Here is a 12,346-nt window from a genome sequence, read left to right as displayed (position 1 = left end):
CCATCGTCAGTCACCCAGGAGGCATGTTATGTTGTCGCGTACTGAATACACTATCCAGTTGCCGGGAGGACGCCGTGAGCGATACTGACCACCGGGCGGCGCGGCGGGTCGGCACGCTGGGCAGCGAACTCACCTTCGCGGGGCAGGCGACACAGGCGCTGCTCGGCCGCAGGCCCGAGCTGGGTGGGCTGGAGTACCTCCCGACGATGGACGACGTCGTCGCCGCCGTCCTCGACGGCCGGATCGACCTGGGCGTGCTGACGTCGGAGACCTCCAACACCGCGTGCACCGAGACCGCCGCTCGCATCCTTGCCGGAGAGAAGCTCTTCGTCAGCGACGAGATCGTGGTGCCGTACCACTGCGCCCTGCTGGGCAAGCCGGGCAGCCGCCTGGACGACATCAAGCAGGTGGGTGGGCACGGCTCCATCCGGCAGTGCCGTCGCTTCCTGGCGGAGCGGCTGCCCGCGGCGACGGTCGAGATCCACCGGCAGAACTCCGTGGCCGCGGCGCGAGAGGTGCTCGACGGCGACGGCTCGACTGCCGTGATCGGCACCGAGGCCGTGGCCCGGGCGCTCGGCCTGGACATCATCGAGCGCGACATCGACGACGGCAGCGCCGGCGGGTGGTGGGCGCTCACCTCCGCGCTGGAGGTCTCCCCCGGCGCCGACCATCTGGCGGTACGCGTCGACGGCAGTGACGAGCTCGACGAGACTCTCGCGCGCCTGGCCCCGCTCGGGTTGGCCGTGCGCACGATCACGAACGCGCCCACCGGCGAGATCTTCCGCTACCGCTACCTCCTGGTGCTGCGTACGCGGAGTGGTGAGCCCCTCACCGACCAGGCGATCGAGGCCTTCGGCTCCCGGCTGGTCGGCGTCTTCGCCACGTCAACCGTTTCCTGACCCCCATGACCATGGAGATGAGATGTCCGACTTCCGCGGAGCAGACGTCCTCGATCGCTACATCGAGCAGTGCACGAACTGGGGCCGTTGGGGCGAGGAGGACTCGCTCGGGACGATGAACTACGTCGGGCCCGAGGAAGTGCGGCGCGCCGCGGCCCTCGTCGAGCACGGCGTGACCATCTCCTGCTCGCTCCCCTACGACCAGCGCGGCCCTCAGACCGGCACCCTGCGCGCCAACCCGCGCAACGTGATGACGGCGACGGGAGCCGACCACCTGGCCGGAGCGCAGGACATCCTGCCGGCCGGGTTCGGCCCGGCCAAGGGTTACGGGCGTTCCGACGACATTCTCATCGTGCCCAACCAGGCCGGCACCCAGTGGGACTCGCTCTCCCACATCTTCTGGAAGGGGAAGATGTACAACGGGCGCTCCGCCGGCCTCGTCTCCTCCAACGGGGCGGCCAAGAACGGCGTGGAGAACTACGCGGGCAAGTTCGTGCTGCGCGGCGTGCTGCTTGACGTGGCCCGGCACCTGGGCGTGGACTCTCTCGAGCCCGGCTACGCGATCTCCGTCGAGGAGCTGGAGGCGACCGCGGCAGCCCAGGGCGTACAGATCCAGCGCGGGGACGCGGTGCTCATCCGCACCGGTTTCCTCGAGGCTCGCCGGCACGCGTGGAGCGACTACGCGGGCGGCGCCGCCCCGGGCGTCTCGCTCCACACCGCCCCGTGGTTCCACGAGCGGGAGATCGCCGCGGTCGCCTCGGACACCTGGGGCGTCGAGGTCCGTCCCAACGAGATCGACTGCTTCCAGCCCTTCCACGTCGTGGCACTGGTCCACATGGGACTGGCCATCGGCGAGATCTTCGACTTCCAGGAGCTCGCGACCGCCTGCGCCCGCTACGAGAAGTACGAGTTCCTCTTCACCGCGCCCGCGCTGCCCATCACCGGCGCGTCCGGGTGTCCCGTTGGCGGGATCGCGGTGCTGTGAGGCAACGACGACCGTCTTGAGACCGCATGAGAGAAGGAATCGATGACCGCGTTGGCCACGCCCACCCTTGCCCCCTCACTCCCGGCCATCCCCTCGACGCTGCTGGTCGGCGGGCGCTGGCGCCCGGCCGCGGGTGGCGCGACGTTCCCGGTGGACAACCCCGCGACCGGTGAGACGCTGATCGAGGTCGCCGACGCCGACGCGCAGGACGCGCTGGACGCGATCCGGGCCGCCGCCGATGCGCAGCCCGCCTTGGCGGCCCTGTCCCCGGCGCGGCGCGCCGCGTTGCTGCGCCGGGTCGAGGCCACGCTGCGCGAGCGTACGGACGAGCTCGCACTGCTCATCACCCTGGAGATGGGCAAGCCGATCACCGAGTCCCGCGGGGAGGTGGCCTACGCCGCCGACTTCTTCGGCTGGTTCGCCGACGAGGCCCTCCGCATCGGAGGGGACTACCGGCTGTCGCCGAACGGGCTGACCCGCATTCTCGTCCAGCACAAGGCGGTGGGGCCCTGCCTGCTCGTCACGCCGTGGAACTTCCCCCTGGCGATGGGGGCGCGCAAGATCGCCCCGGCGATCGCCGCCGGCTGCCCGTCCGTGCTCAAGCCGGCCGAGCAGACACCCCTGACCAGCCTGCTCCTCGCGCAGATCATCGAGGAGTGCGGTGCTCCGGCAGGCGCGGTCAACGTCGTCACCACGTCCCGCCCCGCCGAGGTCGTCAGCACGGTGATCGAGTCCGGGCTGGCCCGCAAGCTCTCCTTCACCGGGTCGACCGAGGTGGGCAAGCTCCTGCTGGCCCAATGCTCGGCCCACGTCATGAGGACCTCGATGGAACTGGGCGGAAACGCTCCTTTCATCGTGTGCGCGGACGCCGATCTCGACGCCGCGGTCGAGGGTGCGTTGCTGGCCAAGATGCGCAACATCGGCCAGGCCTGTACGGCGGCCAACCGCTTCATCATCGCGGAGTCGCTCGCCCCCGAGTTCACCAGCAGGCTCGCGGACCGCATGGGAGCGATGACGGTCGCCGCCGGCTGGCAGGACGGCGCCGAGGTCGGGCCGCTCATCGATGACGCGGCGGTCGCGAAGTTCGAGCGGCTGGTGGCCGACGCTCTCGACCGTGGCGCCACGATCGAGGTGGGCGGCGGACCGGCGAAGGGCCGGTTCGTGGAGCCCACCGTCCTGAGCGATGTCGCGCCGGGGACGGCGCTGCTCGACGAGGAGATCTTCGGACCGCTCGCCCCGATCACCACCTTCCGCGAGGAGGCGGCGGCGGTGGCCGCGGCCAATGGCACGCCCTACGGACTGGTGAGCTACGTCTACACGCGTGACCTGGAGCGTGCGCTGCGCATGGTCGGAGACCTGGCCAGCGGCATGGTCGGGGTCAACCTCGGCGTCGTGTCGAACGCGGCCGCGCCCTTCGGCGGCGTCAAGCAGTCCGGGCTCGGTCGCGAGGGCGGCCTCGAAGGCATCACGGAATACCTCGACACCACCTACGCGGCGCTGCCGGTCTGACGAAGGAGACAACACATGTCCATGCGCATCGTGGGACTGCACCACACCGATGGATCGGTCCTCGTGGGGACCCTGGCGGACAACGGTCTCGAGGTCGGCGTCCTCGCGCCTCTGGAGGAGTTCTGGGCCGATCCCCGGCGCTGGTTGACCGGCTCGGCGGAAGTGGTGGCCACGCTGCCGCTGGACGATGTCGAGCTCGTACCTCCGGTGCTGCCGGGCGCGCGGGTCATCTGTATCGGGCTGAACTACCTCAAGCACGTCGCGGAGGGTTCCTACGCGAGCGAGGGTGTGCCGCAGTACCCCACTCTGTTCGCGCGGTGGCCGAGCTCGCTCACCGTCGGCGGGGCGGGCATCCCGGTGCCGTCCGACGAGGACGGGGTGGACTGGGAGGGTGAGGTGGTGGCCTGGGTCGGTGAGACCCTGGTCGACGCCACCCCCGAGGACGCCTTGGCGGCCGTGGTCGGCTACTCCGCGTTCAACGACGTGACCTCGCGCCGGGCGCAGAAGTTCACCTCCCAGTGGACGCTGGGCAAGAACGGGGATCGTTCCGGTCCGCTCGGGCCGCTCGTACCGGCTGCCGACGTGGGCGACCTGCGTGACGGGCTCAAGGTGGAGACGCGGGTCAACGGCACCGTGGTGCAGCAGGGCAGTACCGACGAGATGGTCTACACGGTCGGCGACACGCTCTCGCTCATCAGCCGGACCTTCACCCTTCACCCGGGCGACCTGCTCGCCACCGGAACCCCGTCGGGGGTCGGCTACTCCCGGACGCCGCCGTGGCTCCTGCGAGCCGGCGACGAGGTGGAGGTCGAGGTCGAGCGGCTCGGCGTGCTGCGGAACCCGATCGTGGCCAACCAGGAGCGCCACGATGCGCTGAACGCATGAGCGCCGCCCTCGGGCCCCTCGACGGTGTGCTCGTGGTCGACCTGTCGCGTGCCCTGGCGGGGCCGCACGCGACGATGATGCTGGGCGATCTCGGTGCCCGGGTGGTCAAGGTCGAGGCACCGGGCCACGGAGACGACACCCGAGGCTGGGGGCCACCCTTCGTCGGGGACGAGGGGGAACGAGAGTCGACGTACTTCCTGTCGGCCAACCGGAACAAGGAGTCCGTCTGCCTGGACCTCAAGGACGACGCCGACCGCGAGGTCCTGCTCGCCCTGGTACGACGGGCGGACGTGCTGGTGGAGAACTTCCGGACCGGAGTCATGGAACGGCTCGGGCTGGGCGCCGACGTGCTACGGGAGCTCAACCCGCGGCTCGTGCAGCTGTCGATCACCGGCTTCGGCCACGACGGTCCCGAAGGCGGCCGGCCGGGTTATGACCAGATCGCCCAGGGTGAGGGTGGCCTGATGTCCCTGACCGGATCGGCGCCGGATGACCCGCAGCGGTTCGGGACGCCGATCTGCGATCTGCTCGCCGGCATGTACGGCGCCTACGGTGTCCTGGCGGCGCTGCGCCAGCGGGAGTCGACCGGCCGCGGCCAGGTCGTCCGCACCTCGCTGCTGGCCGCGGCTGTCGGCGTCCACGCCTTTCAGGGGACCCGCTGGACGGTCGCCGGCGAGGTCGGCCGGGCGTCGGGCAATCACCACGCCTCCATCTCCCCCTACGGGCTCTTCCGGTGCGCCGACGGAGCGGTGCAGATCGCCGTGGGGAGTGAGGGGCTGTGGCGGAAGTTCTGCGCGGGCTTCGGCCTCGACCCCGCGGAGCCGGGCATGGCCACGAACGCCCAACGCGTCGCGTCACGTGATCAGGTCATCGAGCTGGTCGAACGGGCCTTCGCGAACTGGAGCGCCGGTGACCTGCTCGACCGGCTGCACGAGCTGGCCATCCCGGCGGGCAAGGTGCGCGCCCTGGACGAGGTCTACACCTGGGATCAGACCCTGAGCCAGGGCCTGGCCATCGACGTCACGCACGAGACCCTGGGGCCGCTCACGCTGCCCGGGCCGCCGCTGCGCTTCTTCGAACTGTCCGGGCAGGAGCGCACCCGGACCTCGCACCGGCCGCCGCCCGTCCTCGACCAGCACGGGGAGTCGGTGCGGCGCTGGGTCGGCGACGTGGTCCGGTGACGCATCGGCCGGGTGCCCTCGAGGTGATCGAGGCGAACGTCGACCCGGGCTCCTGGCAGTCGTGGGACGTGCCCGTCGTACCCGTCGACCGGGATCCCGAGTACGAGAAGGCACTGTTCAAGGCCCGGGAACGTTCCGGAACGGACGAGGCCGTCGTCACCGGCCGAGCCAGGATCGGGGGTCACGACGTGGCACTCGTCGTGAGCGAGTTCCGCTTCCTCGGCGGGTCGATCGGTCGTGACGCGGCCGAGCGCATCGTGACGGCCGTGCGCCGCGCGACGGCCGAGCGGTTGCCCCTCATCGCCGCGCCCTCCTCCGGCGGCACCCGGATGCAGGAAGGCACCCCGGCCTTCGTCACGATGGTGGACATCTCCCGGGCCGTCGTCGAGCACAAGGCGGCCGGCCTGCCGTACCTGGTGTATCTGCGACACCCCACCACCGGAGGGGTGTTCGCGTCGTGGGGGTCGCTCGGGCACGTCACCGTGGCGGAGCCGGGCGCCTTGGTCGGCTTCCTGGGGCCCTCGGTCTACGAGGCACTCAACGGGCGGCCGTTTCCCGACGGTGTCCAAGTGGCCGAGAATCTGGTCGCCAAGGGCGTCATCGACGCGGTCGTGACCGCCGACCAGCTCGCCGACGTCGCCCCGAGGGCACTCACCCTGCTGGCCGGGCCACTGGTCAGAGCTACGGACGTCACCCTCGACACCGCCGTGGTGGCGCTGGCGAGGGATCCCTGGGACTCCATTCGGCTCAGCCGGCACCCTGACCGGCCAGGAGTCCGTGAGCTGTTGCGCGTCGGGGCCGGCGATGTCGTCGCCTTGTCGGGGACGGGCGCGGGTGAGCCCGGCCAGGGCATGGTGTGTGCCCTGGCGTCCTTCCAGGGGGTCGCGTGCGTCGTGATCGGTCAGGACCGGCGCGCTCAGGCTCGCGAAGGCCCGCTCGGCCCCGGTGACCTGCGTGCCGCGCGCCGCGGCATGCGTCTCGCCCAGCAGTTGGGGCGCCCGCTGGTCTGCGTCGTCGACACCCCCGGAGCCGAGCTCTCGGCAGAGGCGGAGGAGCGGGCTCTCGCCGGCGAGATCGCCCGCTGCCTGGCCGACCTCGTCCAGCTCACCGTGCCATCCGTGTCGGTACTCCTGGGAGAGGGCTGCGGTGGCGGCGCCCTCGCCCTTCTCCCCAGCCGAGCGCGCATCGCCGCCGAGCACGCGTGGCTCGCGCCCCTGCCACCAGAGGGCGCGAGCGTGATCCTGCACGGCAGCACCCGGCTGGCGGCCGACATGGCACGCAGGCAGCGTGTCGGCTCCCACGAGCTGCTGACGGACGGGGTGGTGCAGGCAGTCGTGCCCGAACCCGTTCCCGCGCACGAGAACCCCGAGGACTTCTGCCGGAGAGTGTCCGCGGCGATCGGGGCGCAGCTGCTCCAGCAGCTCACCGCACACCGTCAGCGGAGCTGAGGCGTCAGCGGGCGAGGACGCGGGCCAGGGTGTGCAAGGTCTCCATAGATGTGCCGAGCGGTGGGGAGACGCGAAGCACGGGCTCGCGCAGGTCCAACGGTGCCCGGCTGGTCGGCACGACGCTGACCAGCAGGGATGCCTCCGCCGCCCGGGCGGCGGCGTGCTCGGCCGTGTCGCTCGGCGGGGGCCTGAGCGTGACGAGGGCGGACGGCTCGTCGAGCGGTTCGGCCACGCGCCAGCCCCCGGCCCCGTCGAGCAGGCCGCGTGCCGTACGACCGAGGTCGGCCAGAGCCGCTTGCACCGTGGACGGGCCGAGCGCGTGCTGCTCGAGTACGGCCACGCCGAGCCCGACCCGGGCCGCGATCGCTCCCTCCGAGCTCTCATACCGCACCGCGCCGGGCAGTGGCAGCGGTAACGGTTCGTTCCAGAGGTGCCCCCCGAGGGTGGGGGCCGCGGCGTCCATGGCGGGGGTGAGGTCGGGCACGATCAGGAAGCCGACGCCGCGCGGCCCGGCCAGCCACTTGCGCGAGGTCCCCACGTACGCGCTCGCGCCCGCCCCGCGCACCTCCACGTGCCCGAGCGACTGGCAGACGTCCAGCACGAGAGGGATCCCCGCCGCGCGGCACCGCGCCCCGATCTCCGCCGCCGGTTGCACGACGCCGCGGTGGGAGCCGATGTGGGAGAGGATCATCAGGGCCAGCCCGGCCCGCAGGCCGTCCAGCTCGAGGCGGCCGTCGTCGTCCACGGGCAGTTCGAGGAGCTTCCAGTCCCGCTGTTCGGCGAGGCGGCGCAGCAGCATCAGCGTGCTGCCGTACTCGGTGCGTGTGTAGCCGACGCTGCTGCCCGGTGCGAGCCGCCAGCCGCCCAGCAGCGCCGCCATCGCCGCTGTCCCGCTCTCCAGGAAGGCCACGTCCGCCGGACCGGCGCCGACCAGCTCGGCCAGAGCCGACTTCGCCGCGGTCAGGTCCGGGACGGCCGCGTAGCCGCCGCGCTGCCGTTCCAGCCGTAGCTGCGCCACGACCGCGTCGAGCACCCGGTCGCTGGGCACGTTGCACCCGGCCGCGTCGAGATGCCCGGGCGGCACCTCGCTGCGCCCAGCCCGCCACAGGGTGCCAACGCTCACGCCTCGGCCAGGATCAGGGTGAAGTCCCCAGCCGGGTCCGTATAGCGACGACGCACCTCGAACCCCGCGTCCGCGAGCTCCGCCCGCAGTCCCTCCGGCCGGAACTTGGCGCTGATCTCGGTCCGCACCTCCTCCCCCGCCACGAAGTCGGCGACCAGCCCCAGCCCGCCGATCCGCACCCGCATGTCCCGGCTTGCCCGCAGCCGCATCTCGATCCACTCGTGCCGCTCGTCGTACAGCGCCACGTGCTCGAACGCCTCCGGGTCGAAGTCCGCGTCCAGCTCCCGGTTGATCACCCGCAGCACGTTCCTGTTGAAGGCGGCCGTCACCCCGGCCGCATCGTCGTAGGCCGCGACCAGCCGCCTGGTGTCCTTCACCAGGTCCGCCCCGAGCAGGAACGTGTCCCCGGGCCGGAGCGTGGCCCGCAGGTCTTTCAAGAACACCGCGCGGGCGGCAGGTTCGAGGTTCCCGATCGTGCCGCCGAGGAAGGCCACCATCCGCCGCCCGGTACGCGGCAGCAACGCCAGATGGCGCTCGAAGTCGGCGCACACCGCCCGCACCCGCAGCCCGGGGAAGCGCCCGGCCAGCCGGTGCGCCGCCGCCGACAGGGTGACCGCGTCGACGTCCACCGGCGTGTAGACGCGCGCGGCGAGCGCCTCGAGCAGCAGGACGGTCTTCTCGCTGGTACCCGAGCCCAGCTCGACCAGCGTGTCCGCACCGCTGGCGGCGGCCAGGTCCGCGGCCCGCGCGCGCAGGATGGCGAGCTCGCGCCGGGTCGGGTAGTACTCGGGCAACCGGGTGATGCGGGAGAACAACTCGCTGCCCGCCGCGTCGTAGAACCACTTGGGCGGCAGCCACTTGGGGACAGCCGTCAACCCGGTCCTGACGTCGTGTTCGAGTGCCTGGCGTAGATAGCCGCGGTCAAGATGGTTGATCACATGCACGGTGGACTGGCTGACGGGCATGAGGCCTCCCCGAGTGGATTACAACGGCTGGACGTGTACGTCGTCGCGGGTGACGGTCAGCAGGCTGCGCTCGGGTACCGCCTGCCATCCGGGCAGGTCGTCGAGCGGCTCGCTGGCCACGAGCACGCCGTCGTGAAGTCGGTGATGGAAGAGGGTGTCGCCCCAGACGGTGGCGGCGATCGACGCGCCGTCGCAGGCGAGCAGGTTCAGGCGGGCGCCGGGGTCCTTCTCCCCGGCGTGGACGACCACCTCGGCGAGCGCCTCGCCCAGGCCGAGCCCGGAGTGCCCGCGCTGGAACACGGCGGCGGCGACCCAGGCGGCGTCACACGCGCTCTCGGCGTCGTCGGCCAGGTCCCTGACCGCGTCCCGCGCGACGCGGCCGTTGTGGCTGAGCAGCCACCGCCCGTCGGTGAACGGCGGGGTGGCGCTCTCCTCGATCGGCATGCCGACGGTGGCCGAGCGCACGGCCGCCAGCAGGCAGGTCGAGCGGGCGATCCGCGCAAGCCCGGGCAGGTTGGCGTCGGTCCAGATGGGCACGGAACGGCGATAACGCACCGGGTCCGCACGACTCTGTTCGTACCAGCCCATGCCGTACCCGTCGGCGTTGATCATGCCGTGGCGCTGCCGCCGCGGCGCGTACGACTGTTTCAACAGGCCATGTTCCGGCTCGTGAATGAGCCGGGTGAGCGAGCGGGCGGCGCCCAGCCAGGCCGCGTGCCTGCACATCAGGCCGGCTCCGAACGGGCACAGCGGAAGCCGGTGAAGATCTGCCGGCGGATCGGGTAGTCCCAGTTCCTGAACGTGGTCCGCACCGCCGCCGGATCGGCCGCCCAGGAGCCGCCGCGCAGCACCCGGTACTCCTGGCCGAAGAACACCTCGCTGTACTCCTTGTACGGAAAAGTGCGGAAACCGGGATAGGGCTGGAACCAGGAGGCCGTCCACTCCCAGACGTCACCCACCATCTGCTCGGCCCCGTAGGCGCCGGCCCCGGCCGGGTAGGCGCCCAGCGGCGCGGGATGGGCGGCGCGGTGCCCGAGGTTCGCCCGGTCGGGGCCTGGGGCGTCCTCACCCCATGGGTACCTGTGCGCTTTCTCGGCCCGAGGGTCCCAGCCGCAGGCCTTCTCCCATTCGGCCTCGGTAGGGAGCCGTTTGCCCGCCCAGCGGGCGTAGGCGTCGGCCTCGTACCAGCTCACGTGCTGGACCGGCTCGTCCATCGGGACCGGCTCGGTACGGCCGAAGCGGGTACGCCACCAGGCGCCGCCGTCCCTGGCCCAGAACAGCGGGGCGAAGACCCCGCTCCGCTGCCTCCACTGCCAGCCCTCCGCCGACCACCAGCGCGCGTCCTCATAGCCGCCGTCCTCGATGAACGCCTGGTAGGCGCGGTTGCCCACGGGCAGCCGGTCGATCCAGTACGCGGGCAGGTCCACCCGGTGGGCCGGCCGTTCGTTGTCGTAAGCCCAGGGCAGGGTGTCGGTGCCCATGAGGAAGGAGCCCGCGGGCACGAAGACCTCTTCCGGCCCCTCGCTCCGGCCCCGTGGAAGATCGCCGTCGCGCACCAGCCCGGGTTGCCCGGACAGTTGCAGGGTGGCGAGCATGGTCTCGTCGTGCTGATGCTCGTGCTGGATCACCAGGCCGAACACGAAGCCGTCGCGGTGCAGCGGGGCCGGTCCGTCCAGGTCGATCGCGTCGAGGACGTCGAGCACCCGCCCGCGTACGCCCTCGATGTAGCGGCGGGCCTCGGCCGGACCCAGGAAGGGCAGGCTGGGGCGGTCCTTGCGCGGTGTCTTGAACGCGTCGTAGATGTCGTCGATCTCGGGCCGGAGCGGGTCGATGCCGCCGGCCTCGCGCAGCACCCAGAGCTCCTCGTAGTTGCCCACGTGCGCCAGGTCCCACACCAGTGGCGACATCAGCTGGGAGTGCTGGCGTACCAGCAGGTCGTCCTCCGCCGCCGTGTAGGTGAGTGACCGGTCGCGCACCGCGATGAGCTCGGCCGCGATGCGTTCCTTGAAGTCGTTCATTCCCATCCCTCATCGCTCGGCCAGTTCGGGATATCCAGCAGGTCGGACGCCGGTGAGCGGCCCGTGCTCACGTGCCGGTCGGCGAACGCGGCCACCTCGCCGACCAGGCCGGGACCCGCGCCGCAACGCGGCAGCGCCTCCAGCGCGGCGCGGAAGCACACCTCGGCGACCCGGCGCAGGTGCGGGTCGGCCAGTCCGCATCGCGCCGCCACCCCCCACAGCCCGCGGTACGGCTCCGCCGCGGCCATCGCGGCGTCGGCGGCGCGATCGTCCATGACGAGGGCATGGGTCACGGCCACACAGACCGGCCAGATCGCCGGGTGCTGGGCGTCGAGATAGCGGATCTCCAGCCAACCCCGGGGCCGCACCGGTGGAAACAGTGTCGTGGCGTGGTAGGCCAGGTCCTCGGCGGTGGGCCGTCGCCCGCCGTCGGCCGTCAGCCAGTCGCGGAACGTGGAGCCGTCACGGACCGGGCGATAGCTCTGCTCCCCCTCTCGCACCAGCATGAGCCGGGCATCCATCAGGTATTCGGCCCAGTCCGCGGCCGGATCGCCCGAGGCGGGCACGGGTGAGGTTCTGGTGGGGTCGAGGTGATCCCAGACGGCCTGGCGGCCCGACATCCAGCCGCACGGCCGACCATCGCTCAGCGGCGAGTTGGCGAAGGCGGCCATCAGCACGGGGCCGAGCGCGTGCGCCCGATCCCAGCGCGCCGCCGGCCGCTCGCCCAGGTCCAGGTTGACCTGGATCGACGCGGTCGAGCACATCATGAGTTGTCCGTACGGCACGCCGAGGAACTCGGCCATCGCGTCGTATCGGGGCAGACGTAGCTGGCGGCGGGCCGGGCGTACCGGATCGAGGCCGACTCCGCCCAGCACCAGCCCTGACGCTCGCAGGGCGGCGCGTACGGCGGCCACGTCGCCTTCCAGGCGGGCCAGCGCCTCCGCCAGCGGGCCCGCCGGGCCGGAGAGTTCGAGCTGTCCGCCCGGTTCGAAGGTCACCTGGCTGCCGCCGGGCAGTTCGGGCAGGGCCCGCTCGATCCTGGCCAGCGGGACCTGCCGGGCCGCCGCCGTACGGTCGAAGATCAGGAATTCCAGCTCCACGCCCACCCGGTCCGCGGCGGCGGGACGGAAGCAGCGACGCGCGAAGTCCGCCACCGCTGAGGCGTCCCGCAGCGGCGTACTCTCGGCTGTAAGCCCGATCATCGGCCCCCCTCGCATGGCGCATGGGTCTTGATGGTCCGCGTCCAGCGATCCGCCGCAGGCAACGGCGTCCCCATCTACAGACCCGCGAAGGGCGCAAGCGTTACAGACGGATTTTTCGGATATCGGATGCG

At 71.8% G+C, this 12,346-nt stretch carries 11 protein-coding genes; 6 read left to right on the top strand and 5 right to left on the bottom strand.

The annotated features are described in order from the left end of the window. Window positions 1-74: 74 nt before the first annotated feature. The 6 genes from KLK06_RS20190 to KLK06_RS20165 are packed head-to-tail and all read left to right on the top strand — an operon-like array spanning window position 75 to window position 6,907. Window positions 75-899 (top strand): prephenate dehydratase domain-containing protein, encoded by an 825-nt coding sequence (locus KLK06_RS20190; protein ID WP_214637081.1) that lies wholly within the window; start codon window positions 75-77, stop codon window positions 897-899. Between the two features lie 22 nt (window positions 900-921). Further along, window positions 922-1,884: a cyclase family protein gene (locus tag KLK06_RS20185; RefSeq protein ID WP_214637080.1), complete on the top strand. Its 963-nt coding sequence runs from the start codon at window positions 922-924 to the stop codon at window positions 1,882-1,884. Window positions 1,885-1,926: 42 nt separating this feature from the next. Further along, on the top strand, window positions 1,927-3,393 hold the full coding sequence (locus tag KLK06_RS20180) for an NAD-dependent succinate-semialdehyde dehydrogenase (RefSeq protein WP_214637079.1): 1,467 nt from the start codon (window positions 1,927-1,929) through the stop codon (window positions 3,391-3,393). Between the two features lie 15 nt (window positions 3,394-3,408). Continuing rightward, window positions 3,409-4,278, top strand: coding sequence for a fumarylacetoacetate hydrolase family protein (locus KLK06_RS20175; protein ID WP_250905729.1), 870 nt, complete (start codon window positions 3,409-3,411; stop codon window positions 4,276-4,278). Further along, the gene (locus KLK06_RS20170; RefSeq protein WP_214637078.1) at window positions 4,275-5,459 is read left to right on the top strand and encodes a CaiB/BaiF CoA-transferase family protein; all 1,185 of its coding nucleotides are present in this window, start codon (window positions 4,275-4,277) and stop codon (window positions 5,457-5,459) included. Before KLK06_RS20175 ends, KLK06_RS20170 begins: the two co-directional genes overlap by 4 nt. Beyond that, window positions 5,456-6,907: a carboxyl transferase domain-containing protein gene (locus KLK06_RS20165; RefSeq protein ID WP_214637077.1), complete on the top strand. Its 1,452-nt coding sequence runs from the start codon at window positions 5,456-5,458 to the stop codon at window positions 6,905-6,907. Before KLK06_RS20170 ends, KLK06_RS20165 begins: the two co-directional genes overlap by 4 nt. Window positions 6,908-6,911: 4 nt before the next feature. Here KLK06_RS20165 and egtE read toward each other — a convergent pair whose 3' ends face one another. From egtE to egtA, 5 genes are read right to left on the bottom strand one after another with little or no spacing between them, the layout of a single operon-like run. Further along, window positions 6,912-8,030 carry an ergothioneine biosynthesis PLP-dependent enzyme EgtE gene (egtE, locus tag KLK06_RS20160; protein ID WP_214637076.1) on the bottom strand — a complete coding sequence of 373 codons (1,119 nt, stop codon included), beginning with the start codon at window positions 8,028-8,030 and terminating at the stop codon, window positions 6,912-6,914. Next, window positions 8,027-8,995, bottom strand: coding sequence for an L-histidine N(alpha)-methyltransferase (gene egtD, locus KLK06_RS20155; protein WP_214637075.1), 969 nt, complete (start codon window positions 8,993-8,995; stop codon window positions 8,027-8,029). The genes egtE and egtD overlap by 4 nt, the downstream gene beginning before the upstream one ends. A gap of 18 nt (window positions 8,996-9,013) precedes the next feature. Beyond that, window positions 9,014-9,721: an ergothioneine biosynthesis protein EgtC gene (egtC, locus tag KLK06_RS20150; RefSeq protein ID WP_214637074.1), complete on the bottom strand. Its 708-nt coding sequence runs from the start codon at window positions 9,719-9,721 to the stop codon at window positions 9,014-9,016. Next, window positions 9,721-11,013 (bottom strand): ergothioneine biosynthesis protein EgtB, encoded by a 1,293-nt coding sequence (gene egtB, locus KLK06_RS20145; protein ID WP_214637073.1) that lies wholly within the window; start codon window positions 11,011-11,013, stop codon window positions 9,721-9,723. The genes egtC and egtB overlap by 1 nt, the downstream gene beginning before the upstream one ends. Continuing rightward, a complete protein-coding gene (gene egtA, locus KLK06_RS20140; RefSeq protein ID WP_214637072.1) occupies window positions 11,010-12,215 on the bottom strand; it encodes an ergothioneine biosynthesis glutamate--cysteine ligase EgtA in 1,206 nt (401 codons plus the stop codon). The genes egtB and egtA overlap by 4 nt, the downstream gene beginning before the upstream one ends. Window positions 12,216-12,346: the final 131 nt, after the last annotated feature.

It is taken from the genome of Nonomuraea sp. NEAU-A123, from assembly GCF_018603905.1.
Classification (GTDB): Bacteria; Actinomycetota; Actinomycetes; order Streptosporangiales; family Streptosporangiaceae; genus Nonomuraea.
This window is presented reverse-complemented; position numbering and strand designations above follow the sequence as displayed.